This is a genomic window from Thauera terpenica 58Eu, from assembly GCF_000443165.1.
GTDB lineage: Bacteria > Pseudomonadota > Gammaproteobacteria > Burkholderiales > Rhodocyclaceae > Thauera > Thauera terpenica.
The window spans coordinates 91,201-114,098 of the sequence record NZ_ATJV01000070.1; the positions used below are offsets into that span (position 1 = coordinate 91,201).

General features: G+C 62.5%; 17 protein-coding genes. 11 read left to right on the top strand and 6 right to left on the bottom strand.

Features of this window, described 5'->3' with window-relative positions:
• Positions 1 to 51: 51 nt before the first annotated feature.
• The 5 genes from M622_RS33835 to M622_RS33855 are packed head-to-tail and all read left to right on the top strand — an operon-like array spanning position 52 to position 6,641.
• Positions 52 to 1,044 carry an HlyD family secretion protein gene (locus M622_RS33835; protein ID WP_021250124.1) on the top strand — a complete coding sequence of 331 codons (993 nt, stop codon included), beginning with the start codon at positions 52 to 54 and terminating at the stop codon, positions 1,042 to 1,044.
• Positions 1,045 to 1,068: 24 nt separating this feature from the next.
• The gene (locus M622_RS33840) at positions 1,069 to 2,838 is read left to right on the top strand and encodes an ATP-binding cassette domain-containing protein (RefSeq protein ID WP_031347191.1); all 1,770 of its coding nucleotides are present in this window, start codon (positions 1,069 to 1,071) and stop codon (positions 2,836 to 2,838) included.
• A complete protein-coding gene (locus M622_RS33845) occupies positions 2,838 to 3,998 on the top strand; it encodes an ABC transporter permease (protein WP_021250126.1) in 1,161 nt (386 codons plus the stop codon). The genes M622_RS33840 and M622_RS33845 overlap by 1 nt, the downstream gene beginning before the upstream one ends.
• The gene (locus M622_RS33850) at positions 3,995 to 5,125 is read left to right on the top strand and encodes an ABC transporter permease (protein WP_021250127.1); all 1,131 of its coding nucleotides are present in this window, start codon (positions 3,995 to 3,997) and stop codon (positions 5,123 to 5,125) included. Before M622_RS33845 ends, M622_RS33850 begins: the two co-directional genes overlap by 4 nt.
• A 10-nt stretch (positions 5,126 to 5,135) precedes the next feature.
• Positions 5,136 to 6,641 carry an efflux transporter outer membrane subunit gene (locus M622_RS33855; RefSeq protein ID WP_023098897.1) on the top strand — a complete coding sequence of 502 codons (1,506 nt, stop codon included), beginning with the start codon at positions 5,136 to 5,138 and terminating at the stop codon, positions 6,639 to 6,641.
• A gap of 162 nt (positions 6,642 to 6,803) precedes the next feature.
• Here the strand turns inward: M622_RS33855 and M622_RS33860 are convergent, their stop codons facing one another.
• The 6 genes from M622_RS33860 to M622_RS33885 all read right to left on the bottom strand — a co-directional run bounded on the left by M622_RS33860 (position 6,804) and on the right by M622_RS33885 (position 14,389).
• Positions 6,804 to 7,424, bottom strand: a complete 621-nt coding sequence (locus tag M622_RS33860; RefSeq protein ID WP_021250129.1) for a tyrosine-type recombinase/integrase — start codon at positions 7,422 to 7,424, stop codon at positions 6,804 to 6,806.
• Between the two features lie 446 nt (positions 7,425 to 7,870).
• Complete coding sequence (locus M622_RS33865) at positions 7,871 to 9,076, bottom strand: IS91 family transposase (RefSeq protein ID WP_021250130.1); 1,206 nt, start codon at positions 9,074 to 9,076, stop codon at positions 7,871 to 7,873.
• Positions 9,077 to 9,083: 7 nt separating this feature from the next.
• On the bottom strand, positions 9,084 to 9,959 hold the full coding sequence (locus M622_RS33870; protein ID WP_021250131.1) for a tyrosine-type recombinase/integrase: 876 nt from the start codon (positions 9,957 to 9,959) through the stop codon (positions 9,084 to 9,086).
• Between the two features lie 285 nt (positions 9,960 to 10,244).
• Positions 10,245 to 12,122, bottom strand: a complete 1,878-nt coding sequence (locus M622_RS33875; RefSeq protein WP_021250132.1) for a potassium transporter Kup — start codon at positions 12,120 to 12,122, stop codon at positions 10,245 to 10,247.
• Between the two features lie 36 nt (positions 12,123 to 12,158).
• Entirely contained in the window at positions 12,159 to 12,851 is a 693-nt protein-coding gene (locus M622_RS33880) for a response regulator (RefSeq protein WP_021250133.1), read from the bottom strand.
• Entirely contained in the window at positions 12,848 to 14,389 is a 1,542-nt protein-coding gene (locus tag M622_RS33885) for a DUF4118 domain-containing protein (RefSeq protein ID WP_021250134.1), read from the bottom strand. Before M622_RS33885 ends, M622_RS33880 begins: the two co-directional genes overlap by 4 nt.
• A gap of 97 nt (positions 14,390 to 14,486) precedes the next feature.
• Between M622_RS33885 and M622_RS33890 the strand changes: the two genes are divergently transcribed.
• From M622_RS33890 to M622_RS33910, 6 genes are all read left to right on the top strand, one after another.
• Positions 14,487 to 16,040, top strand: a complete 1,554-nt coding sequence (locus tag M622_RS33890) for a transposase (RefSeq protein ID WP_021250135.1) — start codon at positions 14,487 to 14,489, stop codon at positions 16,038 to 16,040.
• 572 nt (positions 16,041 to 16,612) lie between these two features.
• Complete coding sequence (locus M622_RS33895) at positions 16,613 to 17,032, top strand: hypothetical protein (protein WP_021250136.1); 420 nt, start codon at positions 16,613 to 16,615, stop codon at positions 17,030 to 17,032.
• A 127-nt stretch (positions 17,033 to 17,159) separates the two neighbouring features.
• On the top strand, positions 17,160 to 18,236 hold the full coding sequence (locus M622_RS33900; RefSeq protein ID WP_021250137.1) for a calcium/sodium antiporter: 1,077 nt from the start codon (positions 17,160 to 17,162) through the stop codon (positions 18,234 to 18,236).
• Positions 18,233 to 18,838 carry an exopolysaccharide biosynthesis protein gene (locus tag M622_RS33905; RefSeq protein ID WP_021250138.1) on the top strand — a complete coding sequence of 202 codons (606 nt, stop codon included), beginning with the start codon at positions 18,233 to 18,235 and terminating at the stop codon, positions 18,836 to 18,838. Before M622_RS33900 ends, M622_RS33905 begins: the two co-directional genes overlap by 4 nt.
• 142 nt (positions 18,839 to 18,980) lie before the next feature.
• Positions 18,981 to 19,280: a hypothetical protein gene (locus M622_RS0120425; RefSeq protein ID WP_021250139.1), complete on the top strand. Its 300-nt coding sequence runs from the start codon at positions 18,981 to 18,983 to the stop codon at positions 19,278 to 19,280.
• Positions 19,281 to 19,604: 324 nt separating this feature from the next.
• The gene (locus M622_RS33910) at positions 19,605 to 22,280 is read left to right on the top strand and encodes a cation-translocating P-type ATPase (RefSeq protein ID WP_021250141.1); all 2,676 of its coding nucleotides are present in this window, start codon (positions 19,605 to 19,607) and stop codon (positions 22,278 to 22,280) included.
• Positions 22,281 to 22,898: the final 618 nt, after the last annotated feature.

The window sequence follows — 22,898 nt, forward strand, 5'->3', positions numbered from 1 at the left end:
AATTTGAATATAGTGCGTCTATCGAGAACGTCAAGCGCAGGAGCATCGAATATGAACCGGAAAATTCTCGCCGGAGTTGCGATAGCAGTTGTTGGAGTCGTTGGTGTCAGCGCTTGGCTGTGGAGCGGAAACTCCTCGCAGAAGAACGACATCACGCTGCTTGGCAACGTCGACATCCGTCAGGTTTCACTGGCCTTCCAGGACAGCGAGCGCATTGTTGAAATGCGGGTTGAGGAAGGGGCGAAGGTCACAGCTGGCCAAGTTCTGGCGGTGCTCGACACTCGCACGCTCGAGCTTCAGGCGGCTCAGACCGAGGCTCAAATCGAGGTAAACAAGAAGGCTTTGCTGCGCTTACGCAACGGTTCGCGCCCGGAAGAAATAGGTCAGGCGCAGGCCCGGGTGGATGCTGCTACTACCGATGCAAAGTTGGCCGAGCTGGATTTCCAGCGGATGCAATCCATCGCAGAGGAAACTCATGGTCGAGGCGTTAGCCGCCAGGAATTGGACCGGGCCGCAGCGACATTAAAGGCGGCTCGTGCAAAAGTTGAAGACCAATCAATGGCCCTACGCCTCGCCAAATTAGGTCCGCGCTCTGAAGACATCGAGCAGGCGGCAGCCCAGCTCAAGGCATCGGAAGAGTCGTTGGCTTTACTCCGGCATCGCATTTCACTGGCTGAATTGAAAGCTCCGACCAATGCCGTCGTGCGTTCCAGATTAGCCGAGCCGGGCGACATGGCGTCGCCACAAAAACCGGTCTACGCCTTGGCCATCGTGCAACCCAAATGGATACGCGCTTACGTGAATGAGGCGCAGCTTGCCCGTGTCCGGCCAGGGATGTCGGCTGAGGTCAAAATAGACGGACTTCCTGACGCATCCATCGCCGGGGAGGTTGGATATATCTCCTCGGTAGCGGAATTCACGCCCAAACCCGTCCAAACGGAAGAGCTACGAACGAGCCTTGTCTATGAGGTCCGCGTACTGGTCAAGGACCCTGACGACCAGCTACGGCTGGGCATGCCAGCCACTGTCCGCTTGGTGCCCTAATCACCCCGAGGCACTCGGCAAATCATGACCACAACTGCTCTCACCGTTGATGCAAAGGATGTCGTCAAACGCTTCAAAGGAGCGGTTGGCGGGCCGGCATTGAACGGCATCACCCTCTCGATTCCCAAAGGGCAGCTCACCGCCCTCGTGGGGCCTGATGGCGCGGGCAAGACCACACTCATACGGTTAATCGCTGGTCTGATGAAGCCGGATTCAGGGAGCCTCTACACACTGGGCATTGATGTGGCCGCCAAGCCCCAGGAGGTACAAGACCTCATCAGCTACATGCCTCAACGCTTTGGCCTCTATGAAGACCTGAGCGTCATGGAGAACCTTAATCTCTATGCCGACCTGCACGGCGTACCAATGGATGAGCGTCGAGAACGCTTTGACCGCATGCTGTCCATGACAGACATGGCCGCATTCACCAATCGCCTGGCAGGAAATCTATCGGGCGGCATGAAGCAAAAGCTTGGGTTGGCCTGCACGCTGGTACGTTCCCCCCGGCTACTTCTTCTCGACGAACCGACCGTCGGCGTTGACCCGCTCTCCCGCCGTGAGTTGTGGCGCATCGTGCAGCAGCTAGTCGAGGAAGAAGGTCTTCCGGTGATTGTGAGCACGGCTTACATGGACGAAGCAGAGCGTTGTAAGCACGTCATCGTAATGACTGAAGGGCAAGTGCTAGCTCAGGGTACACCGGATGAACTGTGCCGGCCGGCCAAGGGCCGTTGCTTTGTTGCCTATCCGCGGGAAGGTGAGTTGGCTAGGACGCTACAGGCGAGACTTATCGACGATAAGAGGCATGTTCTCGATGCTGTGCCGGAAAGCGGCGCGGTGCGCTTTATCCAGGCTGGGGGCACGGAGCCTCGTGACCTTGAAGGAATACTTCTGGGAGCTCGATGCGAGGCCACTCCCTCCCGCCTCGAAGATGGAGTGATGACCCTCCTGCGCGAGCGTGCGACCCAGGACGGCCACGAGGATGCGGTTGAGACCAAGAATTCGTCTGTACAGCTCGACACGAAGGACCCAATCGAGTTAATCAAGGTCCGCGACCTGGTTCGCCAATTTGGCAGCTTTACAGCGGTTGCCAGTACCTCGTTCAGCGTTCGCCGAGGCGAAATCTTCGGTCTACTCGGGCCCAATGGCGCGGGGAAGACGACCACATTCCGCATGCTTTGCGGCCTGCTCCCGGCGACCAGTGGCTTCCTCGAGGTGGCGGGTTTCAACCTGAGAACCGCCCGAGCACCTGCTCGCGCTCGCATCGGCTATGTCTCCCAGAAGTTTGCCCTGTATGGAAATCTGTCCGTCACCGAAAACCTCACGTTCTTCGGAGGCGCCTATGGCTTGGGCAGACAGGAGCTGTATGCCCAGGTAGAGCGAGCGCTAGACGAATTTCAGCTGCGGGAAAAGAAAGACGAACGAAGCGGTGAGCTTCCCGGCGGTTTCAAACAGCGGCTGGCCATGGCCACGGCCCTGATACATCGCCCCGAGATTCTCTTTCTCGACGAGCCTACAAGTGGCATCGACCCACTCGCTCGTCGCGCTTTCTGGCGGCGCATCACGACGCTTGCTGCCGAAGGCACCACCATCATCGTGACGACGCACTTCATGGAGGAAGCTGAGTATTGCGACCGCATCGTCATCCAGGATGCCGGGCGCTTGCTGGCGATTGGAACACCTCACGAAGTTCGCAGCCAGGCTTCTGGTGCGGCGAACATGAATGAGGCGTTCCTGGAGATTATCAAGAAGGCGCGCGAAAGCAGGCAGACCGGCTTCAATGCGGTGGAGGCCTGATGATGCAAACCCAATCGACTTGGCTCCCACGAAACTTGAGTCATTTTTGGCGACGGCTCAGGGCGCTCACCATCAAGGAGTTTCGCCAGCTGATACGCGACAAGAGCAACCTGGCGATAGGTATCTTCCTGCCCATCGCACTGATACTGCTCTTCGGGTACGGACTCTCGCTCGATATTCGGAATGCGCCAGTCGCCATCGTCCTAGAAGATGGCGCGCCCATGGCGCGCGATGTTGTGGCGGGATTGCGTGGCTCGGACTACATCGCCCCTCGTTACGTCACGACGATGGCCGAGGCGGAAGCCCTGATGCGTGGCCGCCAGGTCGACGGCATTGTCCGCATCCCCTCCGACTTTTCTCGGCAACTGGCTCAGGGCCGAGGAACGGTACAGCTTGTCGTCCATGGAACGGATGCAGCGACGGCCGCCAGTCTTCGTGGTTATGTGTCCGCAGCCATTGATGGATGGAACAAGCGCCGCGCCGATAGCGCCGGCAGGGTCAGTGCTGCTCCAGGCGTGGAGCTTGTTGACCGTCTCTGGTTCAACTCGGCCAATTCGAGCACCTGGTATCTGGTTCCTGGGCTGATAGTCCTCATCATGACCCTGGTTGGCGGATTCCTAACCTCGATGGTCATCGCCCGGGAATGGGAGCGCGGAACGATGGAGGCCCTTTTCGTCACCCCGGTGCGTTCCCTCGAAATACTGCTCGCCAAAATCATCCCGTACTTCGCGGTGGGTATGGGAGGGCTGACGCTCTGCCTGGTCGCCGCCCGGGGGTTGTTCCATGTGCCGCTTCACGGTTCGCTCTGGGTGCTGATGGTCAGTTCAATGCTTTATCTGATGGTCGCACTGAGTCTGGGGTTGTTGATTTCAGCGGCCGCCCGCAATCAGTTTCTTGCAAGCCAGGTCGCCGTCATCATTACCTTCCTGCCGGCCCTGATGCTCTCCGGCTTCCTGTTTGACCTGCACAACGTACCGACCGGCATCCAGAAGGTCGCGTCCATCCTGCCTGCAACCTACTACGTTGAACTGGCGCGCATGAGCTTCCTGGCCGGCGACAACCTCAACCTAATAGTGCGCGACTGGACAATCCTTATCGTGCAGTTTGCCGTGCTCATCACGGGCGCGCGTCTACGCACCAAGAAGACATTGGACCGATGATGACTCTGCTCGAATCCATTACGGGTTCTCTTCGCCGAATCTCCTTCCTGTTCCGCAAGGAAGTCTTGGCGATTTTGAAGGACCCCGCCATCCGGGTAATTCTCATCGTCCCGATTGTTATCCAGTCGCTGGTCTTCGGTTACGCGGCCACCTACGACCTCAATCATGTGCGATACGCCGTTCTAAATGAGAGTCGTGGCGCAGCCTCGACAAATCTGCTGGCTCGTCTGGAGGGCTCAAAGGTCTTTGTACGGGCGGCGACGCTGCGCAATTCAAGCGATATTGCTCGTGCTATCGACAATGGCGAGGCGCTGCTGGTTCTCCACTTCGCGCCCGACTTCGACGCGAAACTAGCATCAACGGGTAGCGCACCTGTTCAGCTCATTCTCGATGGGCGTAACTCGACCACTGCCAATATGGCGGCTGGCCACCTGAGCACCCTGATTGGCCAATTCAACGCTTCACTACCCAACGCGGTACGTCCACCCGTCAACATTGAAATCCGAGCCTGGTTCAATCCCAACCTGGAATCTCGGTGGAACATCGTTCCCGCCCTGATTGCTTCCCTGAGCATGATTCAAACTTTGCTGTTGGCCGCATTGTCGGTGGCCCGTGAGCGTGAACAGGGCACGTTCGACCAACTGCTCGTGACGCCACTGCGACCCATGGAGATTTTGATTGGCAAGGCGTCGCCGGCCATCACTATCGGACTGGTGCAGGCAAGCCTGGTTTTCTGCGTGGCGCTGTTCTGGTTCCGGATTCCGTTCCAGGGGTCCTTGGTTGTGCTCTATGTGGGGCTTGTCGCCTTTACAACGGCCTGCGTTGGTATTGGTCTCTCCATCTCGGCGCTGTCCCTGAATATGCACCAGGCAATGGTTTACGCCTTCGTACTCATCATGCCGCTCATCCTGTTGTCCGGGCTCGTCACGCCCGTTGGCAACATGCCTACCGCACTACAGATTCTGACTTACGCCGACCCGTTGCGATTCGCCATCGACCTGGTTCGCCGGGTCTATCTGGAGGGTGCTGGTTGGCAGGACGTAGGAATGGATTTTGTCCCGATGCTGGTGATAGCCGCGATAACGCTTCCCGTTGCCGCATGGCTTTTCCGAAATCGGCTGACCTAAGGGGAATGCAATGAAGAACACCTTAACCTTGCGTGTGCATCGGTCGCTGTGGCTCCTGAGCACGAGCATTCTATTGTCGGCATGTGCAGCCGTTGGCCCTGACTATAAGGCACCTGAGCTTTTGTCTCCGGCCACTTGGTCTTTATGGTCGAGCTCGAGCAAAGAATTGCCCAGGAACGAGGGGATGCAGGGAGCCCCCGAGCATAAGTGGTGGGCTGCATTTCAGGATTCCGTGCTGGACCAGTTGGAAACCCGCGTGCTTGAGTCCAGCCCAGACTTGAAGACTGCAATGCTTCACTATGAACAGGCACGCTCTCAGAGGAGTGTCACTGCTAGCCAGCAAGTCCCCGAAGTCAAACTCCAGGGTGGCGCAATTCGCCAGCGGCAGAGCGAATACGCGGCGGGGGACCGGGTGCTGGACGTAATGGCGCCGAATAATCGGGATGCGGTTGCCAAATCACTATCCGAGCCTTACACCTCCTACCAAGGCGGATTCGATGCGTCTTGGGAAATTGACCTGTGGGGACGTGTGCGCCGAGCGGTTGAGGCTGCTGATGCAGACATCGCCAATTCGTTGGCATTACTTGACCAGACCAGACTCGTCATCTCCAGCGACTTGGCGATGGCCTATATCGACCTGCGCACAACGCAACGCCTGTTGAAATTGACGCGGGACGACATCACGGCCCTGCGCGAGCGGACATCTATGATGGAGTCCAGGAGCAAGCATGGACTCGCCAACGATTTGGACCTTGAGCGCCAGCGGCTGCAACTGGCTGACCTTGAGGAACAGATGCCCCCGCTACTTGAACAGGAGGCACAGTCCAAGAACCGTATTTGCCTGCTTCTCGGGCTGCGCCCCGGTGATTTGGCCAAAGAGCTGGCCGCCGAGAGTGCTCCTGCCGCGGCAATGGTGTTGCCTCAATACAAGCTCGGCGTGCCATCTGAGTTGGCCGGTCGACGCCCTGACATTCGTGCGGCCGAAGCGCGCTTACATCAGGCAACTGCGGCGATAGGCGAAGCCCAGGCCCAGCTTTATCCTAGTGTTCGCCTTGGTCTTCGCTTCGGTTTGGATTCCTACGAAGCTGGCAAGTTTGGTGATTGGGGTAGCCGCTTCTGGTCTATCGGTCCGAGTTTGGATTTGCCGATTTTCGATGGTGGCCGCCGTCGTGCCACCGTGACGCTTCGAGAACTGCGCCAGCAGGAAGCTGCTATCGAATTTCAACGGACGGTATTGAGGGCTTGGCAGGAAGTTGACGATGCATTGACGTCCTATGCAGCAGAACAGGAACGGCAACAGCGCCTTCTTGTTAAGGCTCAAAGCAGTGCTGATGTCTATCAGTTGGCACAAGCTCGGGAGCGTGCCGGGTTGGTCGATTACCTCAATGTTATCGACGCTCAGCGTACCGACATTCAAGCAAGGCGTGACGTTGTTGCAAGCCAGGGGCGCACGCAGCTTCGCTTCATTGCAATATACCGAGCACTGGGTGGTGGAGTGGCTGAAACTGCTGACTGATGCTCCGCTTGGGTGGAGGCAGAAACTAAGAAAGCAGCCGTTCAAATGACAGCTTTAGGGCGAAGCCTACTGGCCGCTTGTGGCCGATAGTACCCTCTCGGCATCATCACCGTAAGCAGCCGCCCGCCGGCAAAAGGTGCATGGCGGGCAGCCGCGCCGGGTTCAGATCTCGATCTGCTCGGAGATCTCCAAGGCATCATCGACCTCGATGCCCAAGTACCGCACTGTCGACTCAAGTTTGGAGTGGCCGAGCAGGAGCTGAACGGCTCGCAGGTTCTTCGTGCGCTTGTAGATCAATGTCGCCTTCGTCCTCCGCATCGAGTGCGTACCGTAGGCGGAAGGATCCAAGCCAGCGGCTACCACCCAGCGCTCGACGATCCTCGCGTACTGCCGGGTAGAGACATGCGGAGAGTCGTGCAGGCGGCTCGGAAAGAGGAAATCTTCCGACCTCAAGGCGGCCTTCGCGATCCAGGCAGCCACAGCCGTGCGCGTCGGCTCTGTCAGTTCGAACTGCACAGGCCGCTGCGTTTTCCGCTGCACGACCATGGCGCGCGAGAGCACCTGGCTTCCATGCGTCACGTCGCGCACCCGCAGACTTACGAGGTCACATCCTCGGAGCTTGCTGTCGATCGCGAGGTTGAACATGGCGAGGTCGCGCACTTCGTGCGCGTTCTGCAGATGAATACGGATGGCCCAGATGTCCTTGGGTTTGAGCGGTGCCTTCTGGCCCACCAGCTTCCCCTTGTTCCAGGCTTCCCGATACGGATGTTCTCGGGTTTCCATGACAGACTCCTTGCTGTTGATCGGAGTCTGATTCTTGAGCTCGTGGCGTGCGGCCGCTACCGGGGAAGATGCCCACAGCGTAATATTGTTCAGCGTTGTTCGACGCCTGCCCCTTCCGCGCGACGTTGAACGCCCCAGCTGCGCCGGGCGGGCAGGCGTTGGACAAAGCCCGGGGGAGGAAACCGCGAACCGCGTCGAGGCGTTTCAGGACGGGTGAGGCGCTATGGGCAATTGAGTGCCGCGAGCGCCGGCAGGGACGCAGTAATCATGCCGAACCACCGGCGCTGAGGCGTCGCGCCGGCGCCTCTCCGAGGGCTTGGAGCCGCATCTTGTACGCGTGCTGAGCGGGCTGGCAGGCTGATTCCTGTCGAGGGCGCAGCCGGTACCAGGCCGCGCTGCGTGATCAGACGCAGGCCGGCGCTTTGGCTCGGGCAAGTCGTGCGGATTCATGAGGTTGCCCCACTTAAGGGCGGTGCCCGGATCGTCGCGCCCCGCGCAAAGGTCTCGACGACGCGCATCACCGACCCGCAGCAGCGGCACACGAAACCACTGGCGGGCGTTGTCGGTGGCGTCACCTCAGGATCGACGGCGATCACGGGCGGTTCGGTGGAAGGAGGCGCGGCGAGCAGCTCGCGCACACGCGCGAGGTTTTTCCTTCGCCCGGCGTTGGCGAGCAATCCGTAGTGCCGGATGCGGTGGAAGCCGCACGGCAGCACATGCAGCAGGAAGCGGCGCATGAATTCCTCGGCAGTGAGCGTCATCGTCTTGTGACGGGTGCGCCCGTTGGCGCGGTAGTCCTTCCAGCGGAAGGAGACGGCTCCGGCGTCGAGCGACACCAGGCGACGGTTCGAGATCGCCACCCGATGGGTGTAGCGCGACAGATAGGCGAGCACCGCCTCGGGGCCGGCGAAGGGTCGCTTGGCATACACGACCCACTCGCAGGTGCGCAGCGGTGCGAGCCAGCGCAGGAACGCGGCCGTCTGTGCCAGCGGGGCGAACTCGCCGAAGAAGCGTAGCGCCCCAGCGTGATGCGCCTTGGTCAGCTCTTCCAGGAAACGCCGCCGGAACAGGCGCGAGAGTACGCGAACCGGCAGGAAGAAGCCGCGCCGGCAGGCGATCCAGCGCTGCCCGTCGGCCGACAGGCCACCCCCGGGGACGATGCCGTGCACGTGCGGGTGGTGCGTCATCGCCGAGCCCCACGTGTGCAGCACGAGCGTGGCGCCGATCGTCGCGCCGAGGTGCTTCGGATCGGCGGCGATGGTGAGCAGCGTCTCGGCGGCGACCTCGAACAGCAGCCGATAGACCAACGCTTTGTTGGTGTAGGCCAGTGCGCTGATCGGCGCCGGCAGCGTGAAGACCACGTGGTAATACTCAACCGGCAGCAGGTCCGCCTGCCGGGCCTCGAGCCAACGCTGGGCAGCCCGCGCCTGACACTTCGGGCAGTGCCGGTTGCGGCACGAGTTGTAGCTGATGTCGATCTGCTCGCAGGCCTCACAGCGCAGCACATGCCCGCCCAGCGCCGCAGTGCGGCACTGTTCGATGGCCGACATGACCTTCAACTGCCCGAGGCTCAGGTGACCGTGCTGGGCGAGACGCCACGCCGGCCCGAAGGCGCGGAAGATGTCCGCGACCTCCAGTGCGGAGCGGACCACGATGCGCCTACGCCGGCTGCAGCATCTCCAGCGGACTGACGACCTCGCGCAGCAGGTCGGTGGCGACCTGCGTGTAGATCACCGTGGTGTCGAGTTTCTTGTGGCCGAGCAGCGCCTGGATGATGCGGATGTCGACCTTCTGCTCGAGCAGGTGGGTCGCGAAGCAGTGGCGAAGCGTGTGCATCGACACCCGCTTGTCGATGCCGGCCGCCAGGGCGGCGGCCTGAACAGCGCGATTGAGCTGACGCGGGCTCAGTGACTCGATCGGGTTGAGGCCCGGGAACAACCAGCCGCCATCGAGCATCTTGCCCTGCGCCCGGGCGACCCGCCACCACACGCGCAACCGCTCCAGCAGCAGGGGCGAGAGCATCGCGTAGCGATCCTTGCGGCCTTTGCCTTGCTCGACCCGCAGGGTCATGCGCCCGCTGTCGACGTCGCTGACCTTGAGCGAGACCACTTCGCTCGCTCGCAGTCCGGTCGCGTAGGCGAGCGACAGCGCCGTCTGGTGCTTGAGATTGTTGCAGGCGGCGATCAGGCGCGCGACCTCCTCGCGGCTGAGCACCACCGGCAAGCGCTGCGGCAGCCGGACCGGCTGCATTCGTGCCATCAACTCGCCGCGTTGAAGCGTGATATCGAAGAAGAACTTCAGCCCGCTGATGGCGGCGTTGAGCGACATCGGCGAGGTGCCGGTATCGACCAGGTGCAACTGGTAGTTGCGCAGGTCCTCCACCGTGGCGCTATCGGGCGCGCGCCCCAGATAGCGCGTGAACCGGCACACCGCACGGATGTACGCACTCTGCGTCTTGGGGGTGAGCTTGCGCATCCGCATGTCGTCGAGCATGCGCTGGCGCAAGGGGCTGACGGGACGAGTCGGGGTGTCCATGGCTTGCTCCTGTCGAAAATGAGGCCGATTGCCTCATCTCCCACCATGGCAAGCCCGCTGCCGATGGAAACCACGAACTTCGATGCTCGTCACGAGCGGTTCAGCACACCCCTACCGCGCGAGCGGTTTAGTCCGACGGCCAGTTGCAGCCATATGGAACGCTCGGCAACAGGCAAGATGGCCGTCGGCACAGCCCCAGACAGCTGACGTTTGCAAGACACATGGAGTGCTAGGTTGCTGCCTCACGGAAGCTGCTGGTGACGCGGGCAATGAGTTGCCGCCCGGCTACAGCAAGACCTGCGTTCCCAGTTCGACCACCTGATTCGCCGGCAGGCGGAAATAGGTCGCGGCGCCCTCCGCCTGCCGGGTCATCCACGAAAACAGCGCGCAGCGCCAGCGAGGCAGCGACCCGGGCCCATCGACGATCACCGAGCGCGCCACGAAGTAGGTTGTCAACATCGGATCGAACGTGAGGCGGAACTTGGTTACTCCCTCGAGCGCCTTCGGCAGATCCGGCTCCTCGCGGAAGCCGAAGTGCACGTCGAGTTGGTAGGTGTCGGGCGCGAGCCGCGTCAGATGCAATCGATCGGCTTCAGCGACGTAGGGAATCTCCTCGTTCACAACATGCAGGAACACGGTCTGCTCGTGCATGACCTTGTAATGCTTTAGGTTGTGGAACAGCGCGCTGGGAACGACGCTGGTATCGGAAGTCAGGTAGACGGCAGTCCCTGCCACTCGCGGCACGTCCGGATGGGGGCCGTGGAGGAAGCCGTCCATCGGCACGTCAATCTTCCGCCGCTGTTCGGCAACCAGCTGGCTACCTTCCTTCCAACTAGTGAGGGCGATGAAGATGAGCGCGCCGAGCAGCATCGGGAACCAGCCTCCGGCGGCGATCTTGGTCAGATTCGAGCCGAAGAAGGCGCACTCCAGCAGCGCGAATAGTCCCAGGCCGGCCACAATCGGAAGCCGGAAGCGAGCGGGGGCGGCGAGCGTGACGAAGGTCGTGAGCACGGTGGTGATGATCATCGTGCCGGAGACCGCGATGCCGTATGCGGCCGCCAGCGCGGCCGACGACCGGAACTCCAGCACCAGCAGGACCACCGACAGCAGCATCAGCCAGTTGACGCTGGGGATGTAGATCTGGCCGCGTTCGCGGTCGGAGGTGTGCAGAATGCGCACGCGCGGCAGGTAACCGAGGCGCGAGGCCTGCAGGGTCATCGAGTACGCGCCGGAGATCGTTGCCTGCGAGGCGATCACCGTCGCCGCTGTCGCGAGGCCGACGAGCGGGAAGACGAACCAGTCCGGCGCGAGCAGGTAGAATGGATTTTCGGCCGCGGTCGGGTCACGCAGCACCAGCGCCCCCTGACCGAAGTAGTTGATCAGCAGCGCCGGGCAGACCAGCCCGTACCAGGCAACGCGGACCGCTCTCGCGCCGAAGTGGCCCATGTCGGCATACAGCGCCTCACCCCCGGTGAGAGCCAGGAAGACCGCCGACAGCAGCAGGAAGGCCGCATGGGGACGGTCCATCGCGAAGCTCACCGCATGGCGGGGATCAATCGCCGCGAGCACCTGCGGGGTCTGCAGGATCGATTGCAGGCCCAACACGGCCAGCGTTGCGAACCAGATCAGCGTGACGGGTCCGAAGAGCGTGCCGACGCGGGCCGTGCCGTGTTTCTGGATCAGGAACAGGCTGACCAGAATACCAACCGTGATCGGCACGACCAGTCGTTCGAACTGCGGCGCCGCGACTGCAAGGCCTTCGACTGCCGAGAGGACCGAGATCGCCGGGGTGATGATCGCATCGCCGTAAAACAATGCTGCGGCGAATACGCCGGCACCGATCACCAGCGCCGCGAGCCGCGGCGCATTCGACGCGGTGCGATGCGCGAGCGCGGTCAGCGCGAGCACGCCGCCCTCGCCGTCGTTGTGGTATCTCAGAACGATCCAGACGTACTTGAGCGAAATGATCAGCATCATCGCCCAGAAGAAGGCGGAAAGCGCCGCCAGCACGTTGGCCTCGCTAACGGGAAGCGCGTGCGAGCCGTTAAAAGCCTCCTTGAACGCATACAGCGGGCTGGTACCGATATCGCCATAGACGATGCCGAGCGCCGCGAGCGCGAGCCCGCCCAGGCTGCTGTGCGAACGATCCTGTGCTGCAGACATGCTGATTCCTCGAAAGTGGGCGAGCGGGAGCGGCAGTCAGGCATTAAAGCGATAGCCGACACCGATTTCGGTGCGCAGATGCGCCGGTTGCGTTGGGTCCGCCTCCAGCTTTTGCCGCAGATGACCAACGTAGATGCGCAGATAGTGGGTGCTGTCCACGTAGGCCGGCCCCCATACCTCGCGCAGCAAATGCCGGTGGGTCAGGACTTTGCCGGGGTTGGCGAGCAGGACGACGAGCAGGCGATACTCGCGGGCGGTGAGGTGCACCGGCTCCCCGGCCCGCGTTACCGTGCGGCGGGCGAGATCGACCTCGACATCGCCGAAACGCACGTGCGCCTCGCGCGCGTCGTTGCCGCCGTCGGCTCGTCGCAGCAGTGCCCGCACGCGGGCGAGCAATTCGCCGACCGAGAAGGGTTTGGTGAGATAGTCGTCGGCGCCCGCATCGAGCGCCACGATCTTGTCCGCCTCGTCGGAGCGCGCCGAAAGGATCAGCACCGGCACCCGCGACCAATCGCGCAGGGCGTGCACGAACTCCGCGCCGTCGCCGTCGGGCAGACCTAGATCGAGGATTACCAGGTCGGGCTTGCGCGAGGCGGCGTCGGTGAGCGCCTGCTCGACGGTCCCGGCCTCGAACACCTGATAGGCGGCTCGCTCCCGCGTCTGCCGGATGAAGCGGCGAATTTGCAGCTCGTCCTCGACGACGAGGATGCCGGTGCGATGCTCGGTCACGATCCGACTCCGGCCGGGTCGGCAAGCTCCGGCTCGATGCGCGGGGGCTCGCCGCCCGACGGCAGCGTAAAGCGGACGCAGGCGCCGCCGTCGGCCGGGTTGGAAGCGCCGATCTGCCCGCCGTGCGCTTCGACGATCGCCCGGCAGATCGCCAGCCCCAGCCCGACGCCGGCGATTGGTGACTCCGCGGCGCCCCGCTCGAACAGCTCGAAGAGACGCGGCAGGCTCCCCGGCGGAAAGCCGGGACCGCGGTCGCACACCTCGATGACCAGCCCGTCGGCATTCCCTACGACGTTCACCGCGATCGGCGCGCCGGCCGGTGAATACTTCGCCGCATTCTCGATCAGGTTGCAGAAGACACGCTCCATCAGCACGGCGTCGACGGCGACGAGCGGCAGCTCCGGCGGTAGCGTCACCTTCACCGGATGCTCGCGCAGCGCGTCATCGAGCATCCGGATGCTGGCGCCGACCACCTCGTCGATCGCTTGCCATTCCTTGCGCAGGCGCACTTGCCCGGCCTGCAGCCGCGCCATGTCGAGAAGGTTATCCACCATCTTGTTCAGGCGGCCCGCCTGGTCTCGAATCGCTCGAGCGGCATCGCGCTCTTCGTCAGTGAGATGGGAGCCGGCGAGCGTCAGTGAATCGGCCTGCCCGAACAGCACTGTGAGTGGCGTCCGGATGTCGTGGGAAATCGACGACAGGATCGAGCTTCGCAATCGCTCCGCCTCGGTTTCGAGCCGGCTCGCCTCCGCGATCTCTACAAAGTGCAGGCGTTCGAGGGCGATGGCGGCCAGCGACGCGACGCCATCGAGCATCGGAAGCAGCAGATCGGGCTGGCTGCAGGCACCCGCGCGGACAAACAGGACGCCGTGCCGGTGCGTCGCGCCAGCGAGCGGAAACATCATGTCCCGTCCGTTCGGGCTGGCGATGCAGCAGGAGCCATCCCCCGCGTCGCTCTGGAACACCGCCCGGACTGCGATCGACTCATCCAGTCCGAGCGGCGCTCCGGGGTGTGGAAACTCATGCAGCGCCTGCGCCGTATCGGTCAGGAAGAGCCGGGCGTCGCCGTCGGCCTGTTCGCGCACGAAGGCGCCCACCCGCTCCACGACCTGGTCGATGCTGATTGCCCCGGCCAGGGCCTTGGCGAGCGCATAAAGAGCGTGCGAGCGTCGTTCGCGCGCCAGGGCTTCGCTCGCGCTCGCCTGCAGCCTCGTGGTGAGGTGACTGATGATCAACGACACGGCCAGCATCACGGCGAACGTTACGAGATACTGCACGTCGCTGACGAGGAACGAGACGTGGGGTGGGACGAAAAAGAAGTTGAACGCCGCAACGGTGACGAAACTGGCGAGGATGGCCGGCGACCGTCCAAGCCTCGCCGCGATGAACACGATTGTCACCAACAGCAGCATCGCAATGTTGGTCGGCTCCAGCACGTCGCGCAGCGGCAGACAGATCGACACTGCAAGGCCGCAGGCGGCAAGCGCGAGCAGATGGCTTGTAGTCGGCGGCAGACGCTTGCGCTCGTCGCTTTGCATGTTTGGTCTTTGAACCTAAAAACCTCAGTTGATAGCGTGCAACGGGGCTGAATCGCTGGCAGGCTATGGGTTTGGCGTTGATTGAAGGAGTCACCCGATGGGTGAGTCGAAATTGAAGCGTGTGCGCAGTGAAGAAATGCTTTTGTCGTGCGCCGGCGTACAGACGGCGGGTGGTCGCGTGCAGGTTCGTTGGGAAGCAGACAGTGCGGCCACGCCGATGGGGCAACTGGCGTACTTCATCGAGTTTCTGACGCTGACCGGCCTGTGGTCGGGTTGGCAGGATCGTTGTCCGCTGTCGTATTTGAGCCCGAACGCGCCGAGCAAGGCGGATGTGCTGGACACATGGTTGCTGTCGATCTTGTCGGGGCATCGGCGCTATTCGCACGTCACGACGATCCGCTGTGACGGGGTCAATCCTGGGCTGCTGGGGATGAACAAAGTCATCAGCGAGGATGGGCTGCGCCGGGCACTGTCGGCGATGCCCGAGGACGAAGGTATCAGTTGGCTCGACGGCCATCTGCGCGAGAGCACCGCCCCCTTGCTCGATGTACCATGGATTCTGGACATCGACACGACGATCAAGCCGCTGTACGGCAAGCAAGAAGGCGCGGTGGTGTCCTACAACCCGAAGAAGCCGGGCCGCCCCTCCCACAGTTACCACACCTATCTGATGGCCGGGCTGCGCCTGGTGATGGGGGTCGAGGTCAAGGCGGGCAACGAGCACTCGGGCAGTCACACGCTGCCCGGCTTGCTCAAGATCCTCGATGAGTTGCCCGTGCGCCACAAACCGAAGATGGTGCGTGGCGATTGCGGCTTCGGTTCGGACGGCATCATGCGCGAGCTCGAAGCGCGCGCGCAGCCTTATCTGTTCAAGCTGCGCCTGTCGAAGAACGTCAAGCGCCACATCGAGCGCCTGTTCCGGGTGTCGGGCTGGACTGATGCGGGTCAGGGCTGGGAGGGAATCAACAGCACGCTGGCACTCACCGGCTGGGAGGACAAACGCCGTGTAGTCGTGCTGCGCCGCCCCTTGCACGGTGAGATGGTGCTGGCTCAGGAAGACGACAGCGGTCAGCAACTGCTGGGCTTCATCGAGGCTGACCGCAAGGGCGGCAAGCGCATCACCGGCTACGAGTACGCCGTGCTGGTCACCAACCTCGATCACGAGATCCGCTCGCTCGGCCAGCTCTACCGCGACCGAGCTGACGCGGAGAATGCCTTCGATGAGCTCAAGAATCAGTGGGGATGGGGCGGCTTCACCACCCATGACCTGCATCGCTGCCAACTGTCGGCGCGCGCGGTGGCGTTGATCTACAACTGGTGGAGTCTGTTCGTGCCTCTGGCCAACCCCGAAGCGCGCCTCGAGGCCATCACCAGCCGACCCTGGTTGATGTCCTCGGTCGGCCGGCGCACCGAGCATGCAGGACAGGCCACGATCACGCTCACCGGCCAGCATGCCTACTTCGACAAGGCTCGACAGGTGCTCCTGCGCATCTCCGGCCAACTCCAAGCCTGGGCAACAGAGGCTGCGGAGCAGTTGAACTCCTGCTCGGTCTGGGTGCGATGCTGCGATCATCTCAAGCGCACCCTCGCGACCATCGGGCCACCGCACCCCCTCTGGCTGCCACCAAATCATGCAAACGGGGTGGGGTAATTGAGGTTTTTAGGTTGAATCCTCGTTCGCACGTGACGAGGCAGTCGTCACGACGTCTCGGGGGTCGGAGTTGGTTGCCGAGTTGATTGTGCTGCGGCGCCAATAAAAACGGTGTAAACGAGCAAGATTCGTTTGCGGCGACGATCGCCCCCGGAGAGCGCCGTGATCTCGCGTAGGGCGTCTTGCGTGAATGCGAGGTAAGCCTGGGTTGTTGCCCATCAGGACAGAACCACTGTTGGCATATTCGCCGCCATGAGCAGTCATTCTGCATGCTTTCGTGCGATTGTCTCTTGCGGGTCAGGTCGAGACAGCTGCAGTCGGCTTGGCGCGCTCCAGCGCAGGTGTGGCGGGAGGTCTCAGTCCGGTCAGGAGCTGTCGGGCACCCTCACGGCAGATTGCGATTCCGGTGGCCGCTCTAGCCTAGGCGCCAGTCGTTCCCAGTTCGGGTCGCTGATTTGCGCGCTGAGATCGAATTAACATCGAAAAAATGGAGGCAAATCCTCCTCATAAACGATTAAATCGAGCATTGAACAATGCAAGAATGATCGCTGTTACTGAAATACAGCGAGGAGATGATCGTGTTCTACGCACTTGGTTGGTTTTCGGTGTTCGGCCTGCTCGCACTCTGGTCACTATCAGTCTGGGCTCTGCATTCAGTTGCCGTTTGGTCGGTTTCGAATGCCAGCGCGTTGACTGGTGTCGCATCAGATGTGGAGGGTCTTGGTCTACCGCAATGGCTGCAGCCCTGGGTGCCTCCGGAGATCACACAGGCGATGACCTCGCTGCTGGCAGATTTGGCGCCGGTCGTCGAAAGTCTGTTGCAGACCATGCCGGCGCTGGCTGGCGGCCTGACCATGGTGGCCTGGGTAATCTGGGGGCTTGGCAGTGCACTGCTGCTCCTGCTTGGAGCGGGGCTGCATCTGGGCATTGCAATGTGGCGCCGCCACAGCGGTGATTCCGGGCCGCAACCTGCGAGTTGGTTGGCTTCATGACGGGAAACACCACTTCGCGCGAGGGTGTTCGACACCGTGCTCCAGTGGTACATCGTCAATTTCTTGGCTGTCCGCGCAATGTGGATAATGGGCGTTGGGCAACTTTTGAGCTCTGCAGGCACTGATCATGACCCTTCTCTTGTTCCTCGGTGGCCTGACCCTGCTGGTCATCGGCGCTGAAATCCTGGTACGCGGTGCGTCCAGGCTGGCGATGTCCTTCGGTATCAGCCCGCTTGTCGTCGGTCTCACCATCGTTGCCTTTGGCACTAGCGCGCCCGAGGTTGCGGTGAGCGTTGGCGCCGTACTCGACGGTAAGACCGACATTGCCATCGGCAACGTGGTGGGCAGCAACATCTTCAATGTGCTTTTCATATTGGGCGTCAGTGCCTTGATCACGCCGCTGGTGGTCAACATCCAGTTGATCCGGCAGGAGGTGCCGATCATGCTGGGCGCAAGCCTGTTGCTGCTGGCGCTCACGCTGGATGGAAGGCTTTCGTTTCTCGACGGAGGCTTCCTGGTCGCCCTGCTGTTTGCCTACACCGTCTTCCTGGTCGTGCAATCGCGGCGCGAGACCCAAGCGGCTAAGGACGAGTTTGCCGAAGAGATCAAGCCAGCCCAGACCGGAGCTTGGGACAGCCACTGGGCGGCGCAGATAGGATTGATCGCTGCGGGTCTGGTAGCGCTGGTCTTCGGCTCGGATTACCTGGTCCAGGCCTCGGTGAGCTTTGCCAAGGCCATGGGTGTGAGCGACCTCGTCATCGGCCTGACGATCGTCGCCGCGGGCACCAGCATGCCTGAGGTGGCTACCAGCATCACGGCCGCGATCAAGGGCGAACGCGATATCGCGGTGGGGAACGTCGTCGGCAGCAACACCTTCAACATCCTGGGCTGCCTGGGCTTGTCGGGGCTGGTGTCGGGCGACCTGGGCCTGGCGATGGCGCCATCGCTGCTGGCCTTCGATATCTGGGTGATGCTGGCGGTGGCCCTTGCCTGCCTGCCGGTGTTCATGACCGGCCGCGAGATCGCGCGCTGGGAAGGCGGCGTCTTTCTGGGTTACTACATCGCCTACGTGGCCTACCTGCTTCTGGCGGCGCAGCAGCATGATGTGCTGCCGGTCTTCTCGAGCGTGATGATGAGCTTTGTCGTACCGCTGACCGTGGTGACCCTGGTGGTGGTGGTGATCCGCCGCCCGTCCGCAACATGACGGCGCCCATCGTGCAGCGGTTACGTGAAACAGCCGCAGCCTTATCCGAAGAGCGGGTGTCGATGCAAACCCTGGCGCACGCCCACGGGACCGCAGCACACGGCACTTTGCTGCTGTTGATGGCCGGGCCTTGCCTCCTGCCGGTGCCGGGAGTGGGCACAGTGCTCGGCTTCGGGATGGCGGCTCTCGCGGCAGCGATGTGGAAGGGCCACACCTCGGTATGCCTGCCCCGGCGGGTCGCCGAACTCGAACTCTCCCGCCACTGGGCGCAGCGCGTGCTGGGCATCCTGGCGTCTGCCTATGCCATGGCCGGTCGCTTCGCCAAGGCCCGACTGAGCCATCTCGCATCCACAGGCAGACGGTCATGGACTGCCGCAGCGATCGGGCTGATGGCCTTCATCGTCATACTGCCGATTCCCCTCGGCAACCTGCTGCCGGCGCTGGCGATGATGCTTATCGGGTTGGGGTTGGTGTTTCGCGATGGCGTCGTAGCGGTACTTGGGATGATCACGGCGGTGCTGGCGTTTTTCGTCACGGCCGGCCTGGTGCTGATGGCATGGGTTTATGGCAGCGAGTGGATTCTGCGATGGGCTTCAAGTTGAAAGGGCTTTCTCGATGATTTATGCAATCCTCAAAATGCTGCACGTGCTGTCCATGGATCGAGGAATCAGACCTTGGTAGCTGCAACCACGCTCCATGCACAAGCAGAATTGAGCCGGCGCAGCTTCTGAAAGACAGGCCGAGATGGCACTGAAACGTTCCTTTCCGACCTACTTCAGTGCCCGCTGGAACGGACATCGGCCTGCGCGCAGCCTCTTCTGGTGGGACCTGACGATCGTCGGAACCCTGGTCAATGGCGTCATGGGCCTGATTTCGCTGATCTTGCTCGCAAAAGGCGTCGATGGCTCTGTCTGGTTGGCGCTTCACCTCCTGCTGATTCCCTACAACCTCTTCCTCGTCTTCAGTGTGCACCGGAATACCGGATCCAACCTGATCCACAGGGGCGGATCGATTGCCTGGTTCGGATGCACCTTGCTGGGTTGAAGAATGCTCGAACGGCAATCGCGCGCAGCGCTCCTCAACGAAGCGAATGAAGCTACCGCTAAGGATCCTCGCGGACGATCGGCTCGCCTCCGTTGACTTTGCGATGGCCCCACTTACACTCGTGTTTATCAAGGGGAGTAGCTTCACACGTCCCGGCATCGTCATCACGGAAGCTTGATCGTATGACCGCTTCCCGGTGCCGGGGGTAACGAGCGTATCCGTTACAAGCGAGACCTTGCCCGTGGGCAAGGTCCGTGCAGCGACAGCGTGCAAGGGTCTGTGTCCTTCGGGAACAGACCCTTTCTTGTTTTTGTGGAGTCGAACTTGGACACGAACTCGCGCCCCTCCGTGGTGCCCTGGCACGCGATACCCGACAAGGCCGTCAGTCGCAAGCTTGAGGTCGCCCCCGATACCGGCTTGCTGCAGGCGGAGGTTGCTGTCCGACTGCAGCGCCATGGTCGGAATCGCCTCGCGGAGAAGCCTCCGCGCCCCGCATGGCTCAAGTTTCTCGACCAGTTCAGGAGTGTGCTGATCGGGATCCTGATCGGCGCAGCGCTGCTCGCCGGACTGATTGGCGACATCAAGGATGCGGCGGTCATTGCCGTGGTCGTTCTGCTCAACGCGACGCTGGGATTCTTCCAGGAGCGCCGTGCGGAGAACGCCCTGGCCGCGTTGCGCGGCATGCTGGCACCGAGCGCGCGGGTAAGACGTGATCGCGAAACCCGTGTCGTTCCCGCCGAGGAACTCGTGCCGGGCGATATCCTGCTGCTCGAAGCGGGCGATCGCGTGCCGGCCGATGCCAGGGTGCTACAGGCGCATGGGGCCGAAGTGGCCGAGGCTGCGTTGACCGGCGAGTCCCATGCGGTCGGCAAGACCGCCGAGGCCGTGGATGCCGATGCATCCCTTGCCGAGCGTGTCGGCATGGTGTTCATGAACACCGTGATCACCCGGGGTCGCATCGAAGCCGTGGTGACCGCGACCGGCATGCACACCGAAATGGGGCGCCTGGCCGGGCTGCTCGCACAGACAGCCGAGTCCTCGACACCCTTGCAGATCCAGCTCGACGCGCTCGGCAAGCGTCTCGCGTTCATTGCCGCCGTGGTTGTCGGCCTGATGTTCGTGGCCGGGCTGATGCGTGGTGATGACCTGGTCACGACGGCGATGACCGCCATCGCCCTTGCCGTCGCCGCGATCCCCGAGGGTCTGCCTGCGGTGGTCACGGTGACGCTGGCGCTCGGCATGCACCGCATGGCCAGGCGCCACGTGATCGTCAAGAAGCTTGCTGCGGTCGAGACACTCGGGTGCACCACGGTGATCTGCTCGGACAAGACCGGCACGCTGACGCTGAACCAGATGACCGCTCGCGTGCTGCACGCTGCAGGTCGCCGCTACGCCATCGAAGGCGAAGGCTATGTTGCCGCCGGCCGCATTCTGGACGAAGAAGGCCGCGTTGCCGGCACCGAGCTTCATGACCTCCTGCTCCCGGCCGCCTTGTGCGCCGACGCGCGCCTGCAGGACGGCCAGCTCATCGGCGACCCGACTGAAGGGGCGCTGCTTGCGCTCGCGGTCAAGGCGGGGGTGGATCCTGCATCGAAGAACCAGCACACCCCGCGTATTGCCGAGTTGCCATTCGATTCGGCGCACAAGTTCATGGCGACCTTCCACCATGATGGCGACGCGGTGCAGGTCTGGGTGAAGGGTGCGCCGGACGTGCTCATCAGTCGTGCCGCGCGCATGCAGGGCAGGGATGGTGAGGTCGCGCTGGACACGGACGCCCGAGAAACGCTGCTCCGTGCCAACCGGGAACTCGCCGAGGGCGCGATGCGGGTGCTCGCGCTCGCTGGGCGCCGGATTCCGGCGTCTGCGTTCGATCCCTCCGGCGACCTGATGGGCTGGATGAATGACCTGAGCCTGTGCGGACTGGTCGGCATCATCGACCCGCCCCGCCCCGAGGCGCGGGAATCGATTGCGCAGTGCCATGCTGCAGGGATCCGGGTGAAGATGATCACCGGCGACCATCCGGTGACGGCCGCCGCCATCGCGCGCGAGCTCGGGCTGGTCGGCGAGGTGCATGAGGGACGCGAACTCGATGGCCTGAGCGACGAGGCCACCACCGCGCTGGTCGAACGCAGCGCGGTGTTCGCCCGCGTGGCGCCGGAACACAAGATGCGTATCGTGGAGTCGCTGCAAGGGCGCGGTCATGTCGTGGCGATGACCGGCGATGGTGTTAACGACGCCCCTGCGCTCAAGCGCGCCGACATCGGCGTGGCGATGGGTATCACCGGTACGGAAGTCACCAAGGAGGCTGCCACCCTGGTGCTTACCGACGACAACTTTGCCTCCATCGTTGGTGCGGTGCGCGAGGGACGCACCATCTACGAGAACATCGTCAAGTTCGTCCGCTTCCAGCTATCGACCAACATCGGTGCCATCCTGACCGTGCTGGGAGCGCCCTTCATGGGCCTGGCGACACCCTTCACGGCAGTGCAGATCCTCTGGGTGAACATCATCATGGACGGCCCGCCGGCGATGACCCTCGGCGTGGAGCCGGCCCGCCCAGGGATCATGGACCAGCCGCCACGCGCCGGCGATGCCGCCATCCTGTCGCCGCAACGCATGTGGCGCATCGCGCTATATGGCCTGACCATGGCGGTGGGAACCTTGGGCGTCTATGCCTGGGCCATGGCCTCGGGCGATACCGCCCGCGCGATGACGCTGGCCTTCACCACCTTCGTGCTCTTCCAGTTCTTCAACATCTTCAATGCGCGCACCGAACATGGCAGCGCCTTCAATCGCCAGTTCTTCAGCAACGGGAAGCTGTGGCTCGCCCTGCTGGGCGTTGTTCTGCTGCAGATCGTCGTGGTGCACTGGGCGCCAGCGCAGGCGGTGTTCGACACCGTCGACCTGAGCGCGAACGACTGGCTGATCGCAACTGCCGTCGCATCCTCGACGCTCTTGCTCGAAGAGGCACGGAAGCTGTTGTTCAGGCTTGTGAGGTGACAGCAGACCTACATGGGGCCGGTTCGTTACGCTGGCGGAGACCGGTCCCCATCAACCGAAGTGCCAGTGAACTCGTTTTCTAGATCGACGTTCCGCCCAAGGTGGGCGTCATGACCCGCAATGCCTCGGAAGGCGGCCGCCGCTGCCTTGTCGCATCGGTTGATACCCCAAGCCGCTTGGAAGCCCTCGCCCGAGCCCCGTGCGATAACTCCCACTCTCATCCCATCAACACCGGAGTTCGACGGGCTGGTGGATAGCGGCCTCCGGACAGATTCTGGGCTTGTATTGGGAGTGCTGAGGAAGGCAATGCGCTTCTGGAGTTCAGCTGGGCGCATGACAGCTCGACTCCGATACCTGCCACCGGACGATCGATGTGGCCAATGACAACAACGGGTCGGTAGTTCCAGTTGGCAGAATGGAGAAGCCGCCGTTCGCCGTAGCCTGACGCTCGAACGGCAGGTGACCAGCACATTGCGGCCTGACTGCGCCATCAAGCCTCCGGCAGCTGAGGCCGATGACTTGCCTGAGGTTCGAAGAAGGACAGCCGACCGGTCCAGGATCGGTTGCCTGCCGTTCGCGTTGGCCAGAATTTCTCAGCCTCTATGTCTCTTGATGGCC